The following is a 19,427-nucleotide window of genomic DNA, read 5'->3' as shown; positions in this document are numbered from 1 at the left end:
TTTTCATCGGGTCAATTTGCCGTATAGACGTCTAAATGTCAACACGACTTTTGGATTAAGTTAGCTTATTTTGATCATTTCTTTTTAACTTGGGAAATTAGCAACCTGTGGGAATTTTATATTTTTCATATGTTTAGCCTAAATTTGCATTTTTGTTCTGATCAAAATTAACAATTTAGCTGGGAATCTTGCAATTTTTTATTTTTTCCCTTCGATTTCTATATTTAATCGTATTCATTGATATAAAGAGCTTTTGCAACCTTTGCAATGGATATGCTCCGATTTTTCACCAGCATTTAAAGTCATGTTTATGGTAAGTGAAATGTAATTTGCTCCTGTCCCATGAGTATAGAATTGCAGTACGATCTTCTCCTTTTGACAACATCGATTATAGTTTGGGACTGACTTGAAAAGATTGGGAATATGATTAAAGATTGGGATTCCTAATCTTTAATCATATTCCCAATCTTTAATTTCTTCTCACGGTTGTCAGGCTTACTTTTAATGATGTAGTAAAGTTGCAAGTTAGAGGTATAGTTTATAATTGATTTGCACCCTGATAAGTATCGTTATTTATTAGCTCTCGGGCTTTAATTGGTAAAGAATATCGGCGATCTGAATCGATCAATCTAAGACTAGATGGCAAGAGGCTTTTAAACAGGCCCTTGTGAGATATAACGGCCGTATGCATTCCAAATTTCACTAAACATTACGAGAAGTCGTTCCAGCTGGGTGCCAAATAGACAAAAACACTACTGTAAGACATAGCTGTTCATAGGCTTAATACTTCTTATAATTCGTGATTATGGGCATAACCAAAACTAGCATCTTCGGTTATGTTGAAGTGTTTTAAAACGGTATAAATTGTAATGAAAAATCGAGCCGAAAGAGAAATAGATGTCATTAAAGCTTATAATCCAAATACATAATTGGCGAATAGTAGTATTTGTATAGTTTGCAACCAGCTAGCTTTGAGTGGTGAAGTTTGGTAACCTACCAACCGTCGGTCGAAGGTTCAAATTATCTCACGCCATCAATTTTAAAATGCAGTAGCGTAGTGCTTCTGTTTCTCTATACAGTATAAGAAAAGCATGGAATGGCTCAAGATAGATCCAGAAAAAATAATAACAACCAAGTAACTTGGGCAAAAGCATTCAGGGACATTGTAGTCTCGTCGATAAATAAAGGTCAGTTTCCTTTAGTTGCACTTTTTTTACTCCTCGTTATTATAAGTTGGCGTATTCCTTCTGAAGTGATCGGTAAAGTCGTTGAGGATGTAATGTATTCCGGTAACCGAGGGATATATGGATACATTTTATCTTTAATCATTGCTTTAGTATGGTTCGTCCATAGTAAGAAGATGAGAAGAGAGCACAGTGACGAATTAGAGCGGATTGGAACTGAAAAATCAAAGTTACAGTCTAAAGCGTCAAATAGGAATTTTAAATCTAGTAACCAATGACATACTATTTATTTAATATCATTATCACCTTAGGGTTATTTCATTTCATATATGAAGGAATCATCGCGCCCGCCTCTAGAATGAAGATTAGAAATAATTTGTTCAAGCTCCGAGATGAGTTAAGAGCATATCATGCCTCTGGTGACGTTGTTGACAGCGAAACTTTCGAAATAATTCACGGAGGTATAAATAACTTTATTAATAGGGTTAGTTCTTTAAATTTTGCTGCTCAAAGAAAACTTAAGAGTCGATACAAGCATGATCAAAAATTTAAAGAAGAATTGCAGAATCTGTCGAAAAAGATAGACGATAGTCCGGACAAAGAACTTAAGCGAATCGATGATGAGGCGACAAAGTGGATAGCAAAAGCGTTTATCGTGAATCATGGCGCTTGGCTTGTATATGTTGTACCAGTCGTATTTGTTATATTAACGTTCAGCAGTGTTAAGAAGCTTGCTCAAAGGCTTTTCTTAGTTCCCAAGCAACAAATAAATTCAATAGCACCTTCCAGAAAATTAGCTATTTGAATATTGGTCTTTGTGCAGAGCTCACCAAAAGACTCAACATAACCATTCTTAGATTTTGGTCGTGTTCGCATATTTGTGCGGTTTATGGAAGAGGCACAACTAAAGCAACTCGTCATAATATATCAATAACTCCAATCCTCATAAGCAAGCGGCAAACTGTTAAGTAAATTCCTGCGCTCTCGCCAATTAGGCATATATTTATCCATAATAAAACGAAAGCGCTCGTTATGGTGTCGTTCCAGTAGGTGAACTAACTCATGTACAAGAATGAACTCCATGCATTCTATTGGCTTTTTAGCGAGCTCTAAGTTCAACCAAATGCGTTTTGCTTGAATGTTGCAGCTACCCCACTTGGTCTTCATTTTTTTGATGCCTAAGGCATCGCTTTTGACTCCTAGTTTACTTTCCCAATCAGGCCTGATCTTGCTTATAGCTTGCTGCATTTCGTCACGATAAAAGCTGTTTAGCAGTTTGAGTTTGTTATCAGTAGTTGTTGTTTCGCCAACGAGTAACTCTAATTTTTTGTCACCTCTGACGTTAACAGCATGTTTGCCACTAGTCTCTTTTATTGAGAGCCTGCATTTTTGTCCCCATAGATAATGGCACTCGCCATTCACCATTTCTCGGACTGACTGACGCGGCTGCTTTACAAAATCCGCTTGCTGTTTTTTTATCCAACCCAGTTTGTTAATAATGGCTAATCGTATCGCTTGCTCTGTTGTTTTAGCGGGGACAGATAGTCGAACTCGGCCATTTGGGGGTAATACACTTAGGTGGATGTTTTTGATGTCTCCTCGGTGCACCTCGACTTTAATGTTGCCAATATTAGCAAGCTCATAATTAGATTTTGGCACTAATGATATTCCTTTTGGGCTTTAACGAGCTCCATTATCTCGACAATATCGATATCGATATCGTAACCTGCTGCTTCCTCTCGTATGGCATTTGCAATCTCGCGCTCTTTAAATCTGTCGCCATGCCAGTCCGCCTTTTTAGTGTAACGAATGGCGGCATCAATTTTTGCGGTTAATACCTCATCACCACCGAAGTTATCAAATATTGCTCTTTTAGCCGTTGTATCAATGGTTTCTGGGTAGCTAATATCAGCATTATTATTTGGATTTTTTACCCGCTTGGCCAGTTCTCGAATTTTTTCTAAATACTCTTGGTAACCTATCGATTTTTCTCGGCGCTGCTTAATTATTTCATCAAGAAGTGCAGACATACTATCGAAGTATTTTGGGTTAACTGGATTTTCATCAACAATGGTTTTGCGCACATTATTCTCGATGGCTTCTGCCATGGCTTCTTCATCTTCTTTTAGATTTTTAGGTAACAGATCTAGAGTGTTGTTTACCACTAAGTCGATTAATCCAAGCTCTTCAAAGTCCATTAAAGATTCGCTATCATCGGCGCGAATGTACATATCAAGTAAGTGACGCATCGCCGGTTCAAAGCGCTTCATTTCTAACAAATCACCACTGGCAAGCTTAACTTCATCGCGAACTGTCTCAAAGTAGGCAACTTCTTTTTTAATAGATTCAGCTTCTTGCAAGCTATAACCCGCTTGCTCCATTTCATTTGCTAAGTTGGTATAGGCGCGTATTAATTTGGCAACGGCTTGATATAGGGTTAAGCGCAGCGCTTCTTTTGCTTCGCGTTCGCCCTCATCTTCTGGTTCAATACCTGACTCACCACAGAAGTAATGAATGAAATCTTTTGAATCTCTGGGCGCTTTAACGGGTTCACATAGGGCGCGAACCGTTTCCAAAGCATTGTCCAAATCCAGTTTTGATTGCTCTAGTCTGTTCTTTAATAACCCAGCCACATCCTCTTCGTCGTAACCATCAAACGCCTCTTGGGTGTAATCAGTAATAGCTTTACCCAATGAATGGAATAAGTCTTTATAATCGATAACATAGCCATATTCTTTATCTTCGCCATCGAGCCGATTCACGCGGCAAATGGCTTGAAATAAGTTGTGGTCGGCCATGTTCTTATCTATGTACAAATAAGTAGCTGAAGGGGCGTCAAAGCCTGTTAATAGTTTATCCACAACAATAAGCAGGCGCATTTGACCGGGTTCTTTGATAAATCGCCTTTTAACTTCTTTTTCGAATTCATCAACACGGTTCGCTGCTTCTTCCTCACTTTGCTCAAAATAGTCCGCTAACATCTTGCAGTAAATATCATATTTAAAGAGCTTTTCGGTTTGCCCCTCGCCTGATTCCTCACCTTTTATTGAACTAGCAGCGGGTTGGTAGCTGGTTATTATGGCGCACTTTCCGGCTAAATCGGTTTTACTGAACAGGTCATAAACGACACAAGCTTGGTGCACGCTTGAGCACACTAACATAGCATTACCTCGACCTGAGCAGAGTGCGGGCTTAATTTCCATGTCCATGAGAATATCGCTTACAATCTGTTCGAGGCGTGATTTACTCGAAAGTACCTTTTGCATGGTGCCCCATTTTTGCTTGAGCTGCATTTTTGCTAGGTTTGATAATCCCTTGGTTTTAGCCTCGAACCATTGGTCTACTTTTTTCTCTGATGTTAGGTGCTGGTTAATATCTCGCGCTTCATAACGTAAATCGAGCACCACACCGTCGCTTACCGCCTCGTCAAATTTATAGGTATGAATGTAAGGACCAAACACTTCTAATGATTTTTTCTTATCTTTTTTCATCAATGGTGTGCCAGTAAAGCCGATAAACATTGCGTCTGTCAGAATGGCTGTCATTGCCTCGTGCAATTTTCCTGACTGGGTTCTGTGGCACTCATCAACAAACACAAATAGATTACCTTTGGCAAAAAAGTCGCTAGGGATGTTCTTTGTTAATGCTTCTACATAATCTGTAGTGGGCTCATCTTCTTCGTTATTGGGGCTTTCACCGTTTCGACCAAATTTGTGGACTAAGGAGCAAAACAGCCATGGATTTGGTTGGTTGAGTGTCGCAACCAAATCTCTGCCACTTTTGGTACGATAAATCTCCTCATCAACACCGGAGAATACTTTCTCTATTTGCTCATCGAGCTCAGTACGGTCGGTAATAATGAGTACGCGAGAGTCAGTAATATTTTCCCGTATCCACTTGGCCAGCCACACCATGGTGAGGCTTTTACCTGAGCCTTGTGTGTGCCATATGATACCGCCTTGGCGAGACTCAATATAAGTTTTGGCAGCTTGAACGCCATAGTATTGATTATGTCGACAGGTTTTCTTCACGCCAGCGTCAAACACAATAAAGTCGTGAATAATTTGCAAAAAGCGTTTTTTATCGCAAATTTGAGCAACCTGCTTATCTAATAATGTTTCTGTGTGTATACCGCTAGTAGGTAGGTTATTAGGACCATCAGCTTCTTTCCAATCAAGATAGTATTTTTCTGAGGTTTCAATAGTGCCGTAGCGGAGACCTTGAGTGTCGTTGCCCGCCATCACTAATTGCATAGTGGTAAAGAAGTTGCGAATAAACGCCTTTTTCTGATTGTCTAAATTTTGGCGAATACCTTCGCTGACTGATACTTTGGAGCGTTTGAGTTCGATAACACCAAGCGCAATACCATTAACATAAATTACGATATCGGGGCGTTTCTTTAGCTCACCCTTTACTGTCACTTCCTCAGCAATAGCAAAGTGATTTGCTTCAGGGTTTTTCCAGTCAATTAACCAAACAGTTTGGTTTTGCTCGCCCGTGCCTTCTTTCTCTTTTACGCCATAACGGAGCAGTCGATATACTTCTTTGTTGGCATCAAATAGTTTCTTACCTTCACCAAGCGCCGCTGCTGCATCTAACTTCCGAAGGGTTCGAGTGATAAGGGCTTCGGGTACATTTCGAGCTTTTAACCACTTGGTTAATAACGACAGCTCAATATTGCAGTTGTTCTCGCGGTGCTGCCAATCGCCAAGGTAATCGTATTCAAGCTGATTTGTAAAAAACTCAACTATTCGTTTCTGGGTTTTCCTCTCTTTTTGACCTACATTACTCATACACTAAATCCTTTAATTCAACCCTTGTAGTCAAGCAACGATCAAGCAAATATTAAACAATAAAAATCAATGGCTTAATATACTAAATTCAAAGTAAAACTCAAATTTAAGCGACTTCAATCAAACAACGATCAAGCAAATTAACTCCAATGTGGAACGTAGCGCATAGCTTTGGTCCCAGCCTCTGCATCATAAGCTTTCACTAGTCCAGCACTAACTGCATCTTTAATCACTCGGCTCACCGTAGCACTATTCTTCCCTTCTATTCCAAAACGCTCTCTTAAAGAAGTATTATTCATATGTTCACGACTTACGTAGCGTAGACAAGAGTGTTGGTAACAAGCTCGAATTCGGTCTTCTTTATCCATTTCAGCAAATGATTTATACCCGAATAAAACTGCACGGGTGTGACTGTTGGTTACTTCAAAAATAGGAGCGGGCAATTGATACAGTTCTGTTTGAAATATTACTTTATCAATGCCAGTGCCACGCTCTTCACAGATATTGATGCGGCGCATAAATGAGGCCAACATTTCATTGCGGCTTTGTGGCGGTGAGTCAATAAAACGGTCGGTATCTACCAAAGGTACACCCGGATTCGTTATTTCCATGCGGGTATCAAATAGCTCTATCGTTGGCCCAGTGCCAGTTAACGTGAAATCTTGGTGAATAATGGCATTCGCCACTAGCTCACGAATGGCTAACTCAGGATACATTGGCACTTCTTTACGAAAGGCTTTACCTATTTCTTCATTGGCGGGCAGCAGGGTTTTAATATAGTCAATTAAGCCTTCAAAACCTGCTGCATATCCTTTATTACCCTCCAGCTCTCGCACTGTCTCTACACGGCTATTGCCTCGATAATGAATGAGGCGCACGGCTTTACGCCCAAGGTGCTGGAAGTTTTGCAGTTTTTTAGCAAATAAAATAGCCCCTAAATTAGCGATTTGCCAACGCCCACCGTCGTTTTTACTAATCAATCTATCGGCCTGTAATGCCTCTAAAATCGCGTCTCGCCCTTCTGGTAGCGGCTGGGCAGTTAGCTCAAAATAAGCGGGATAATCGAGTAACTTCAGCACATCTTCAGCACTGCTGTTTTCGGTTGCAGCTTGTTGTTCAAAAGGGATTTTGTCAAATACTCGCCACAATTCTCGCTCTTTTTCAGCAAATTCACGCAGTTTCTTTTTATACGAACCAACACGAATGTATTCTATGCCGTCAAATTGCACCGGCACATGGCTTGCTGCCTGAATTTCCAAAACAACTACGGGAATATTATCGATATTGGTAAACTCACAAAACTGAAAGTGAATTTTAGGCGCGGTTTTTTGTAATAACCAACTTTCTAGCTCTTGCCCTTTGTGTTTTTGGCTTGAAGGTTTGAAATCAGTACCAATCACCTCATGAGTAACATCTTCTACGCCATACACTAAATACGCGGTTTGCTTACCTAGTAAAGCCGCAGAATTGGCTAGTGCCGAGATATATTCGCCAATCTTAATCACATCAACATTATACTTAAACTCTACCCACTCTGTTTCAGTAGGTAAATGGCATAGTTCATTTAGTAAAGCTCGAAGTTGTTCAAGGCTTTTTTCAGTTGGCATCTATGATCTCCGTGCTCGTTTCGCCAGATGCGTCAAAAGGCAACCTTGTTCGGCCTGTAAGTAGCTCTTGCATCATGCCTTGTTTTACTTGGCGGGTTTTCTTTAATCGCTGTTCAAGTGTTTGAATTTCGTCATCCATATCAGACAGGATGTTGGCTATTTCCGTTTGTTCTTGTTTAGTCGATGGACATGGGATCGGATAGTCTTGAATCGCTGAAAACGGAACTCGACGATGACCTGCGCTGCCAACCATTTCACGCTCAAGATTACTTCTTAAAATGTCTCTTGTTGTCCAATAGTAGATAAAGTCAGAATCGGAGTGATGTTTTGCTTTTAAAACATGAAATTCAGTGCTACCAAAGCCAATGTCAGTATTTAGGGTTTTAGTATGACAACCTTTTCCATTTTCAAAACAGGGAGTTATTTTGGCGACTAAAACATCACCTTTTTCAAAATAAGTAAAACCAGATTTTACCTTGCTTGCTGCAACTGAGATTTGTCTAATTAATTTCGCGTTTTCACTTACATCCTGCATACCAATAAAAGTTGCCAAAGTATTAGCTTTTAGGTTTTTTCTAGATGTTGATTGCTCAAACAACTCACCGAAACAGACTACCTCCCAATCCTCTGGAATCTCGCCTAGTTCGCTCTGTTTGGTGCCAATAGGCTGGCCTTGCTTATCGCCGTCTTTGTAATAGGCGAACTCAGGTAAGCGGGTTTTACCGGTGAGCAGTTGCTGCATGGTGGCTGTTTTAATCGCTTGTTTTTTCGCGATGAGCTTTTCTAATTGTGCTAGCAGCGCATCGACATCGGATAGGGCATTCGCGATGGCGGTTTGTTCTTCTTTTGGTGGTGCAATAATCCATGAATTTAAAATCGTAGTTGGGGAAGTATGTCTAACAGTAGAGCCCGTTGCAGAATTCTTAATTACTGACAGGTATAAAGGTGAAAGTAACGAGTAATATATGAACTTTTTATCCCACGGTTTAGTTAGAAATAATATTTTACCGATACGTTGGTTGTGCAGGACTCGCTCTTCGTTTTCTATAAATGCAGGTTGCCCCAGTAGGTTACAGTCTAGAGTTAAGTCTGTCATTACCAGAACTAAATCACCATTTTCAAATTCAAAACCTCTAGGGTAGGTTCCTTTGTATCTTTTAGTATTACGATTCTCGAAGTAAAGCCCCCCGCCTAACTTAAAGTTTCCGGGAGTTAATACTATTGGGCCTTTATCTGAAAAGTTCTCACCTTTGAACGCATATCCATTTTTTAAGCTGAATATATTTTTTAATTGCTTGGTATTCCAATCATTAGGAATGACAGCAACCTCAGTTTGTTTATATCCCTCAGGTATAGGTTGACTAGCAGTTGCAATCATATCGACCATTCCAATCCCATTGTTTTTAGATGCTCTGTAACTTTTTCGCTAAGGTTATCGACTGCTTTAGCAATTATTGGTAATGGTGTGCTATATCTCTCTTCTAGCTCTTTTACGCGACTAGCCATCTGTTGAGTAACTCTCTCAATCTCCGCGACAATATTTGCCTGTAATGTTGCTAGCCATTTATCATCCACAATCAATATTTTGATGTCATCAATAGAGAGTTTTGTATATTGATTAAATGCGGCCAAATCGAGCTTCTCTTGTGCTTCTTTGACTGACTTTTTGGCAGCAGCTTCAGCATTAAATAGCTTGGTTGCATACTTAAGCGCGGCCACTTCATCTGTGTCTGCCGTTTGTTTTGCTCTAGCGGCAATACTGGCCTTTGTGACTTTATCTTTATCGTTAAGTGCTTCAGCAAGTAGGCCGTCCTCAATACTATGCTCTTCAATGTAGCTCTCTAACTCTTGAGTTGCCTCATCCTGCTTGGCTTGCAATGCATTTATATCAGCTTGTTCCTCAGCAAAGTAGCGTGTAACAATTAAACTTGGCGGAATAAGCTCTGCTTTGTATTTGTTTTTGCCTATTATTAAATCAGGCGTTTCTTTTATTTTCTCGCCTTTCTTGGCCACCAGTTCACGCAGTGTTTTACCTGCCTGCCAATCGTCTTGTATTAATACATAAACGTCGTCCTGCATGCTTTCAGACCAATAATCCATGAGGATTTGGTAAATATCGTATTTGCTCAGTAAGTCGCTATTGGCATAGGCAGATAGCAGCGCTTCCGAAATTCCGTAAATAAACGGCTTGGGTTTATCGCCTTGTTGGATATCTTTGAGCGCCGCTTGTGATATCCACTTCTTAAAGGGCAGTAAGCTGCGCGTCGCAAAGTCTTTAAATTCTTGATGCGATAATATGCTGGGTTTGACTTGACTGGCTTCAAGCATGCAGTCGCTGTAACCATCCCGAGCAGCAGGTTTAAATAAAGTCGCACGAATGCTAGGAAATACTCGCCAATAGTGCTCAAGTGCATCAATATCTCGATTTGGGATACCACCTTGTAAGTGGGCACTTAAGTCATGTAAATCTTCAGGCTCTGATGAGTCGATATAGCGCGGAATGTTAAGATTGTAATCGTTAGCTGCAATTTCATTGAACGCTACTAAGCGACTGTAACGTTCAAGCTCTAGACCTTTATTAAACACATCGACTATTTTGTGAATGTCTTGGCTGCGTAAGCGGTTTTTATTACCATCTTTCATGAAGCCTTTGCTAGCATCTATCATAAAGATAGGGCGGCCTGACATTGCGGGGATGCTGCTGTCTCTTGAGGCTTGAGTGCTTACATCAAATTTTTCAACCGCTTTCTGAGCATGCTCTTTATCGATGACAATAATACATGCGGGTATACCCGTGCCATAAAATAAGTTGGCAGGCAGACCAATGATACCTTTGATGTAACCTTGTTTAATGAGATTTGCACGAATGTTCGCTTCGGCGTTACCTCGGAATAAGACACCGTGGGGCAAGATAATCGCACCTTTACCCGTGCTTTTTAAGCTAGCGATAATATGCAGTAGAAACGCAAAATCGCCGTTTTTCTCTGGCGGAATCCCCCATGTGAAACGATTATATAAGTCTTCGCTAGGGTTTAACCCACTGGTCCAGCTCTTGGTCGAAAATGGGGGGTTGGCTACCGCAAAATCCATCAATTTCAATTGGTTAGCTGAGTCTTTCCATTGTGGATCGGACAGGGTATTGCCCTTCCAAATTTTAGCTGTGGCGTTATTATGTAAAATCATGTTCATGCGTGCTAAAGCGCTAGTAGCATTGTCCATTTCTTGGCCATATATCGACAAGCCACGAGGTGCTTCGTCACTGGCCTTTAATAGCAAAGAGCCTGACCCACAGGTTGCATCGTATACTGTTGCATCTTGGGGTGTGTTTTCATTAATACCAATGACTTTTGCTAATATTTGGGACACTTCTGACGGCGTATAAAACTGACCTTTTGATTTGCCCGACTCGGTCGCAAAGTGACGCATTAAATACTCATAGGCATCACCTAATAAGTCATCACCTTCAACGCGGTTGGCGGATAAGTCTAATCCTTGGAAGATACCGACAAGTTTGGTGAGACGGTCTATCATCTCTTTGCCTTTACCTAGCTTATCCTCGTCATTAAAATCGGCGACATCAATGACCCCTTTAAGGTCATTCTCTTCAGCGAGTGCTGAGATAATTTTATTAATTTTATCGCCAATTTCTTTATCGCCCTTCGCGGCAACCATATCATCGTAACTTGCGCCATCAGGCACGACTATCATGCCATACGGATCGCCTTTGAATTTGTCTGACACGTACTTCATAAATAGCATAGTGAGCACGTAGTCTTTGTACTGACTGGCATCCATGCCACCTCGTAATTCGTCGCAACTGGCCCATAGTGATGAATAGAGTTCTGTCTTTTTAATTGCCATCTATTTTCCTAATGATTCTAAAGTGAACTAATTGGCCGTCATTCCCTGAACAACAACTTTAGTCTAACAATTTCTTTATAAGTAAGTAATTGAATTATCTTGTGTAACTCAAAAAGTTAATGCTGTTTTGTTGAGCTGCGCTATCTGACCTTCAAGCTCTTCAATTTGAGTGTATTTTGCTTTAATGGTTTGTCTTGTTTCGTCGATAGCTTTTCGCTGTTCTTCAGTAAATATTGGCATGTCTAAATTACTTAAGTCTTTACTCGAAAGCATTAGTGCAGTTGTGCCGGTTGCAAGCGCGTTTAACTGATGTTTTGCATAATGTGAAATAAGATACTGATAAATACTTTGAGCACTTATGTGCGTTAAATGACCTTTGATCCGCACGATAGCAAAGACTTGGTTGGCCACTGCGTTTTCTGGAATGTCTTCAGGAACGATGCAAACTGTTCCGACGGCACCTCTGCAAACGATTAAAATGTCGTTTGCTTTTATAAGATGTTTCTTTACTTTCATACGCTCTAGCATCGAAACCATAATTGTTTTACCTGAGCCCCCTAATTCACCATTCGGATTAATGTCAGATAAACCAAATTCTTGGAAGGCATATTGCTCATCATGACTATGCTTTGCTGCTTGAGGCCTTATTAGCTCTGCTACCTCTCCAAGTTTGACTAAGTCAAACTTACTCAAAAAAGTCTTTAAATCTCTGTCTTGTTCACTTACTACATAACGATTAGGTGAAAGGTTAAAGTCGTTTTCAATTATTTCATCTGCTTTGGTAGAGACGCATATTTGTGAATTAGCTTTTGAATCCAGTGAACTTAAGATCCTTTCAATATTTACCAGCCTGTTTCGCTTATTCGTAAGTTTAGCAACGAAGTCGTCAGTACTTGCATCAATAAAGGTGACCTCTTGAGTTGTTTTTGTTTTGTCAAAAATCAAAACAGAGATCGGTACCCCGGTATGATTGAGCAGGTTGCTTGGTAAGCTAATAACGGCTTTCAACCAGCCCTTATCAACCATATCTTGCTTGAATAATTTTTCACCAGCAGCGGTCCTAAACAAAAAACCATTAGAGACAAAGCAAACCACCCTATTTTTGCTTTGAGCAAGCATATGTCGTAAGTAGTAGACTTCAGCCATCATTGACGTTTCTGGAAAACGGCTCCAGATGTCATTTATTTTTTTCGGTATTTTAACGCTGAACGGTGGCATTGAAATTACTGCATCAAATTGTTCTAAACCGCCACTAACGACCAAGCTTGGTGATAGTATCGGGTCAACTTGTGTAATCGAGATGGGCCTATTAGCTAAAATAGCTAGTATGTCAGCATAAAACACATCAGCTTGGTTAGCCGTTTCACACTTTACTTCTGTTTGTGCCGGGAAGCCTATTGCGAAATCGCAGCCTTTTTCGAATGGAAAATAAACACTTTTTAAATCATTCCCCGCTAACTTTACGCCTAAATCAATAAGTTCATCTGGTATCACATATCCATTTTTGTATTTATCATGAAGCTCTCTTACTGCTATAAGTAAATCATTATTTGTGATGAGTTCGGCATTGAGTAACTCGGTAAGCTGCTCTAAGAATGCGTTAAGTTCTTCATTCTCAACTTTGCCAAAGTTAATGTTGAAGTGATTGCTAATACAATCATTTAAGGTTGTTGCAAACGCATCGTTACTGATATGTTTATTATACCTTTGCTGCTCATCTAACAGTTTATTTTTGGACATATATCCAAAAGCAAAACAAGCGCTTTGCAATTGTGTGATTTGATAATCGATATCAAGAGTAGTATCCCAAAAACTGTTAGACACTAGCTGGTGCAATGATGCGTGCATCTTGGGTGCTCCTTTAAGCAGCGATCGCTTTTGATTTATTAAAACTTCTGAGTGCGTAGGCGGTAAGTTCGTAACCGTCCTGTTCAACTAAGACAAGACCACCACGTGACTTCATTTTGTCCATATGCTTGTGTAAGCGCTTTAATTCTTGCATTGCTGCTTGTAGCGCTTTTTCATTGAGAATGGTTTTGTCACCACTATCAACGCCGAATTGCTTAACAATATCCAATGCAACTTGTTCGATAGCGCGTTGACTCATGCGTTTTTGAATATGTCTTGTTTTAGCCATTATTACTCTCCTCTCAGAACATGTTTGAAATATACACCGGAATTATTTAATGTCAAACATATTTTAATAATATTTAACTTATTATTTTAATATATACGCAAATTTAGCGCTCCAGGTGGCAAAATTCACACATATTAAAGCCTGCCGAAAACTCGTTCACCTACCTCATAATATTAACTTTGATACTGCCTCTATAAAGTAGTACATCGATTAATAACAAAAATATGAGCAGTAATTCTGCTAAAAGCATTTTGCCGTATAACGTCGTCAAGGATACTCCGGTGCATAAATGACGTTTTTACGCTTACCGTTGTATAAGAAAACAATAAGGAAGAAGAATGTCGGAAGAACCAGAAGAGAACAAATTACAACGAATAACAATAAAAACCGAATCTGGTAGTAAATGGTTTGATGACCCCGAAAAATTAACTTTATGGATAAGTGAACAGCGCAAACTTTATTCGTTTCACGGCAATGTTAGTCAGCGCTATCAAATAGCCTGTTAATTTGCAGTTAAAACTGAACCACGGAGGGTGCATCTAAAACTGATCCACCCAATTGGTCTAATAAGACTACATTCATTTTCTATTTTTTAGCCTTTTTCTCCATTGACTTCTTAGTTGATTCTTTCGAGTTGTTACTATGCATCTCATATACCGTAACAAGCTAAAAAATAGTAGAAAATATCAGAAAAAAAAATGTAGAGTATGAGATGGTAAGGTTCTGTTTTTCCAATGAAGTTCTTATAATAATTAGTTGCCTTAAGAGACAATATGACTACGAATCAGATATCGCAAGAAGAATATGACAAGGCTTTTGAAGGAAAGGAAAAGGATGCACTGGCGCACGCTTTAGATATAAGAAAATTTGAAATTGAGTTGTACTGGAAGCGTGCAACTTATTTTTGGACTTTTATCGGCGCTACTTTAGCCGGTTTTGTTGCCGTCCAAAGCTTTGAAGGAGTGCCTCGTCAAGATATGTCTGTCATCCTTTCATGTCTCGGCCTTATGTTTTCATTTTCTTGGGTACTTGTGAATAGAGGTAGCAAGTTTTGGCAGGAGAATTGGGAAAAGCATGTAGATATGCTAGAGAATAAAACCACAGGTCCATTATACAAGATAGTTTTATCTCGAAACTCAAACACCAAAAAGGATGACCTTTTTAGTCATGTTATATCCGGCGCAAGTGAAGTATCAGTATCCAAAATAAATCAAATCGTTAGTGTTTACATTTTTACATTATGGTGGTTTTTGCTTGGCTATTCGCTTTGGCCAATAAACCCTAAATTACCGCTCAACTGGTTCTACATAGCACTTGTAATAGTAACTGTATTTAGTTGTTGCCTATTTTTATCTAAGGGTAAGCGCTATAAGGGTAGTTATATTAATCACGCTACGTTGCGTTCGGCTGAGATACAAGCTACCACGTCAAACAACTCGGACGGGAGTAAGGGTGACGCCGATTTTTGAGTAAGTATATTATTCATTGAAGATTAAGGATTTGTTATCAACATGAACCTATACCACGGAACAAGGAAACCATTTAAGTCTTTTGACCCTGATTTCTACAACTATTGAAGTTTTTAAGACCGCGTTGCCCAGCCGTTCATTGTTTCCGTTCCCTCAACATCTGCGAGGCCGCACTAACAAACTCTCTATCCACGCGGCCAAAGACAATCTCAGATGTCGTTTCTGGGTTTGAAGACGACACTCCATCCGAATAGAGTTTTAAAAGTTGTTTTGGATTCATATCCGACAATGCTGAAATTATTGTGATGCGATCAGCATAATCTTGCGTACAATCCTTACAGTACACTAGCAACCTACCTTCTTCCGAGTCATTTGAGTAAGGCTGTATAATTACATGCAATTCGGTGTTTGAAGCGCACCTTGAACAATTCACCTTATTTCTCAAAATATTCTCCTATTAATAAAAATTGTAGATTATGATGCCGCAATCGGCTTACTTGAAACTGTCAAACCACAAAAACAACATGCAACTGCGAAAATCATCGCGCTATTGTCGAACTCATCAGAGTTGCCAACTGGTGCATTTCGCTTTTCAACTCCTCGGTAGCTTTTGGCATTGATTGCCCCTCGTCTCCAACCACATCCATCGGACCATAGTCATCGTAATCTTCTCCTGTATCAGCATTAATTGCTCGAAGGTTAGACTGAGTAATATCGACACCCCGATTAAGCCCAATGTAATACCAGAACCATTTTTCTTCGTCTGTCGATGCAAAATCAACTATTCCGGCAATTAGCCACCTACTGGCAAAATTGAGAGCCTCTGCTTTCTGCCAATCCCGATAAATGCCTTCTGAAACAATCGGTACCGCCGGATCTTGAAAACTACTAATATAGGCAATTGCATCTTGCACTGCATCAGGCTCAGAAGAAAAATACTGCGTCCAATTCCGGTCAACGTCATCGTTAAATTTGAGAGTTATTTCTCTTACTGATATTGGACTGGGTAAGATAATTTTTTTGTTATTGCTAATTTCTGAATGAAGAAAATCTAAAAACTCACGATACGGCTTTATGTAGGCATATCTCAAAACAATTTCTTGTTGTAGGTCACTTAATTCGTGATTAAGCTTAAGCTTTTTATGCCAATATTCAGCACTTCGATTATCAGGATCTTCGTCGTATGCTTTTAATAATTGAGTTGTGAATACAATGCCCAGTAAGACAGCCTCGTTATCGCCCTTTCTTACATACCCTCTCAGCGCTTCCAGCACTTGATTTTCATCATGCGTACCTTCACATAACTCGTTGCTGTAAAACTTGTATATTTTATCTAAAGAAATTGAATTATATGATTTTGACAATTCTTGAATTTGCTTACAAATCAACAATGCACTGCTCGCATCAAAACCAACATTTTGCATACGGTCAAAACACAGCATGTTGGCTTGTTCAATATCGTCTAATTGCCTTACTGACGAGACTTTAAAAGCGGCATAGCTATCGAATCCGCTAAATGCAGCAAATGCTTCGTAAAGATGGCTTATTTTAATTGACGGTATTTGAACTTTAAGCTCAGTATGAGCTGCGAAAATAAGGGGCTTTAAATTTTTCATATATACATATCCATATGCTTGAGACAGAGGACTCTGTTAGCAATCAATGCCACACGCGATTACAGCAAGATTTCTCAAGCTAAGAATATATGCTTATAAAAATTAAATGGGTAATTTTGTTTTAATACCTTTTCAGGTTTTGTCGCTCTTTTTCACTCGCGTGCAAGTGGGGCTAGCGCCACGTTGGAAGTTAACTGATTCAGAAAAATAATGCAAATTAAACAAAGAATAGCAGGATTGAAATATGAATAATTTTAAGAATCAATGCAATCTTTCAGCTCAATGCCACTATGCGCAGCCCACTATTGGGTTATTAGGCTTTTTTGCGGCTTAGTTTATTCGCTTGGGTAAGAACGACGTGCTTGGTAGGTATCGCTATGCGTAATGTGTAACTCTATTTTTTCCGGTGTTTTTTGATTTATACATTGCCATGTCAGCCCTTGCGATCCAGTCATCGATTGACTCGTGACTTTTTACCTGAGTGACGCCCAGTGACACGGTAAATTTTGGCACATCAGGAGCAGCTTGTTTAGCCAGTGCGCTTTTGATTTCCTCGGCAAGTTTAAGGCTATCACTGAGTTCGGCATTCGGCACCAAGATGGCAAATTCCTCCCCCCCAAGTCGATATAAATTGTCGGTTCTCCTGATCCTATGAGAGATGGAATCCACCAAAACCTTGAGTACTTTGTCACCGACTAAATGCCCATATTTGTCGTTCAAGACTTTAAAATCGTCAATATCCAATACAATCAGGCTTGAAGGTTTATTGTCGCTTAGGAAGTCATGATACCTTTTTTCGATTTCTGCTTTAAAGGCTCGTCGGTTACCGCATCCGGTTAAAAAGTCTTTAGCGGCCAATGACGATAGGTTGGCGTTTTCGGTGCGGATTTCTGAAGCAAATACATTGATAAAAAACGCGGTGCCAAATAATGCTAAAAAGATGGTTACCATTTGCATAGTTTCAACATTGAACATAATAGTCGGGAAAATCAGCAGGCAAATACCTATAGTAAATGCAAAAGCAATCAGTGGGCTGACAAGGAAAAACAGCGTCAGTGTAGAGGGATAAATCCAATATACCTGTTCAACCCCCCCGAAAATTACGGTTAACGAAGAACCAACGCTCACTAAGGTGCAAAGGTAAAACTGCATCAACAACACGTAGGCTCGACGGTAAGTATTCCAAAATATCATGGCGGCGCTGCTGACTAAAAATAAATCAAGAAAGAAAATCGGCCAATCCTGGACTATAAGCCGGAAGATGGTGACTGGGGTAACAAAAAAGAACAATAAAAAACTCAGAGAAAATATTATTCTCTCTGTTGTCGTTCTGTTTTTCAGATTTTCTAGGAAATTAAGCATTCTTTAAAAACACGTTTTCTATTAACCTCAATCCAATTTTACATGCTGATTAAATTTTGCAGGCACTTTGCTAGCCATGCATTTTTATCAGTTTTAGCTTAACTGGCATATAAATGATTTTGCCCGATATGGAGAGTATCGACCCAAGGTTGTGATGTATTAATCTTTTTGCGGCTTATTAACTGCCCAATCTTAGTCAATATCGATGCGCCGGCTAATTAGTCAATATCGACGCGGTGGCTAAAAAGCCAAATGGGCGGCGGTGTCATGTAAGTTTCAGCTTACAACTTACAAAAAGGTACAACATTGAATTAGAGCAGTAATGTCATTAAGCGAATTGAATCCATAAAAAAGGCAGCCAACGGGCTGCCTAATAAGTCAACACTAAAAGCAATTAGCTGTTGCGCATGCGTCGTATACCGAAACCAAGCATTACTAAAGCCAACAACGAAAGCGTCGCAGGAGCAGATACCTCAGCAGCACCCACTACGATATCAATGCTGGTAGACAGGATTTGTTGTTGCTGATTGATTGCAACAAGAGAAATAGTGTAAATGCCGGCTAGCTGTGGATCAGCCATAGTAAAACCAAAACCCAAGTTTTGAGAGTTTTGAATTACCGACGCAAGAGTCACATCAATATTGTCGGAGGCATTGTCGGGAAACAGAAGAGGACTAAATCCCATTGGTCCAAACGCATTCGAGATCCCCGCAGTAGGGTCTGTGTCTACGCCAAGGAAAAACTCATAACCACTTCCTAGCAAAGTGCCAGCAGCTGTATTACTTGCATCGATAGAAAACTCAAAGTTCCAAATTGAACGATTTGCAGGAGCAAAGCTGTTTGCAGGGTCGAAAGTGTATGTGCGGTCGCCATCATAGTTAAATGTGTTTTCTGGTAAACCACTTAAGTTGTAGCGTAACTTGCCTCTTAAGCCCAACTCAAGGCCATCAATATTGATGCCGGTAAAGCTACCGTTTGCATTGCCTGATCCAAAAATAACGCCATTTTGTAGGTCGCCGGTACTATTTATCGGCGCGGCATTTACAGCACCAACAAAGCTTAACGACAGTGCAGCAACGGCAGTTAAAGTCTTCATTTTTTGTACTAAATTCATTTATATCATCCTGTGTTATTTTTTTAGTTTTTTGATATCTGAGGTGAGTAAATCTACCCAAATAGCTCTGTACTTTTCATCACATCTCGCCATTTTAAAGCAATAATCACGCCGACAAATAAAAGCGATATAAAACAAATAGTTATGTTGAAGGAAAAATTTACTATACTAAAGTTGTAAAAAGAACGGACAGATTTATGAAATATTTTCATCAACAAAGACTGTTTTTTATTTTCAGAGGACGTTGGGAGCTTCCCGCGATGCGCGGTAATGACCTATGTTCT

14 protein-coding genes are annotated in these 19,427 nt (G+C 39.7%); 4 read left to right on the top strand and 10 right to left on the bottom strand.

The window, feature by feature from the left end; all coding sequences use genetic code 11:
* Window positions 1-1,096 precede the first annotated feature (1,096 nt).
* Both AB9H30_RS08410 and AB9H30_RS08405 read left to right on the top strand, forming a co-directional pair.
* On the top strand, window positions 1,097-1,462 hold the full coding sequence (locus AB9H30_RS08410) for a hypothetical protein (protein ID WP_371194211.1): 366 nt from the start codon (window positions 1,097-1,099) through the stop codon (window positions 1,460-1,462).
* 80 nt (window positions 1,463-1,542) lie between these two features.
* Window positions 1,543-1,989 (top strand): hypothetical protein, encoded by a 447-nt coding sequence (locus AB9H30_RS08405; protein ID WP_371194210.1) that lies wholly within the window; start codon window positions 1,543-1,545, stop codon window positions 1,987-1,989.
* A 122-nt stretch (window positions 1,990-2,111) separates the two neighbouring features.
* On the opposite strand, the gene AB9H30_RS08400 is transcribed toward AB9H30_RS08405, so the two are convergent.
* From AB9H30_RS08400 to AB9H30_RS08370, 7 genes are all read right to left on the bottom strand, one after another.
* Window positions 2,112-2,843, bottom strand: a complete 732-nt coding sequence (locus tag AB9H30_RS08400) for a M48 family metallopeptidase (protein ID WP_371194209.1) — start codon at window positions 2,841-2,843, stop codon at window positions 2,112-2,114.
* Window positions 2,843-5,977: a type I restriction endonuclease subunit R gene (locus AB9H30_RS08395; protein ID WP_371194208.1), complete on the bottom strand. Its 3,135-nt coding sequence runs from the start codon at window positions 5,975-5,977 to the stop codon at window positions 2,843-2,845. Before AB9H30_RS08395 ends, AB9H30_RS08400 begins: the two co-directional genes overlap by 1 nt.
* A 140-nt stretch (window positions 5,978-6,117) precedes the next feature.
* The gene (locus tag AB9H30_RS08390; RefSeq protein ID WP_371194207.1) at window positions 6,118-7,584 is read right to left on the bottom strand and encodes an ATP-binding protein; all 1,467 of its coding nucleotides are present in this window, start codon (window positions 7,582-7,584) and stop codon (window positions 6,118-6,120) included.
* On the bottom strand, window positions 7,574-8,962 hold the full coding sequence (locus tag AB9H30_RS08385; protein ID WP_371194206.1) for a restriction endonuclease subunit S: 1,389 nt from the start codon (window positions 8,960-8,962) through the stop codon (window positions 7,574-7,576). The genes AB9H30_RS08390 and AB9H30_RS08385 overlap by 11 nt, the downstream gene beginning before the upstream one ends.
* Entirely contained in the window at window positions 8,959-11,445 is a 2,487-nt protein-coding gene (locus AB9H30_RS08380) for an N-6 DNA methylase (protein ID WP_371194205.1), read from the bottom strand. Before AB9H30_RS08380 ends, AB9H30_RS08385 begins: the two co-directional genes overlap by 4 nt.
* A 108-nt stretch (window positions 11,446-11,553) precedes the next feature.
* The gene (locus tag AB9H30_RS08375) at window positions 11,554-13,293 is read right to left on the bottom strand and encodes an N-6 DNA methylase (RefSeq protein WP_371194204.1); all 1,740 of its coding nucleotides are present in this window, start codon (window positions 13,291-13,293) and stop codon (window positions 11,554-11,556) included.
* A gap of 13 nt (window positions 13,294-13,306) precedes the next feature.
* Window positions 13,307-13,582, bottom strand: coding sequence for a hypothetical protein (locus AB9H30_RS08370; RefSeq protein WP_371194203.1), 276 nt, complete (start codon window positions 13,580-13,582; stop codon window positions 13,307-13,309).
* Between the two features lie 338 nt (window positions 13,583-13,920).
* On the opposite strand from AB9H30_RS08370, the gene AB9H30_RS08365 reads away from it, so the two are divergent.
* Together AB9H30_RS08365 and AB9H30_RS08360 are read left to right on the top strand one after the other, a co-directional pair.
* The gene (locus AB9H30_RS08365) at window positions 13,921-14,088 is read left to right on the top strand and encodes a hypothetical protein (RefSeq protein ID WP_371194202.1); all 168 of its coding nucleotides are present in this window, start codon (window positions 13,921-13,923) and stop codon (window positions 14,086-14,088) included.
* Between the two features lie 267 nt (window positions 14,089-14,355).
* On the top strand, window positions 14,356-15,051 hold the full coding sequence (locus AB9H30_RS08360) for a hypothetical protein (protein ID WP_371194201.1): 696 nt from the start codon (window positions 14,356-14,358) through the stop codon (window positions 15,049-15,051).
* Between the two features lie 539 nt (window positions 15,052-15,590).
* Here AB9H30_RS08360 and AB9H30_RS08355 read toward each other — a convergent pair.
* From AB9H30_RS08355 to AB9H30_RS08345, 3 genes are all read right to left on the bottom strand, one after another.
* Window positions 15,591-16,667, bottom strand: a complete 1,077-nt coding sequence (locus AB9H30_RS08355) for a hypothetical protein (protein ID WP_371194200.1) — start codon at window positions 16,665-16,667, stop codon at window positions 15,591-15,593.
* Between the two features lie 375 nt (window positions 16,668-17,042).
* Window positions 17,043-17,861, bottom strand: a complete 819-nt coding sequence (locus AB9H30_RS08350) for a GGDEF domain-containing protein (protein ID WP_371194199.1) — start codon at window positions 17,859-17,861, stop codon at window positions 17,043-17,045.
* Window positions 17,862-18,423: 562 nt separating this feature from the next.
* Entirely contained in the window at window positions 18,424-19,143 is a 720-nt protein-coding gene (locus AB9H30_RS08345) for a PEP-CTERM sorting domain-containing protein (RefSeq protein ID WP_371194198.1), read from the bottom strand.
* Between the last annotated feature and the right edge of the window lie 284 nt (window positions 19,144-19,427).

This window comes from Glaciecola sp. SC05, from assembly GCF_041380235.1.
In the GTDB taxonomy this organism is placed as follows: Bacteria; Pseudomonadota; Gammaproteobacteria; order Enterobacterales; family Alteromonadaceae; genus Glaciecola.
The sequence above is the reverse complement of the archived record's forward strand: the minus strand, read 5'-3'. Positions and strand labels throughout refer to the sequence as shown.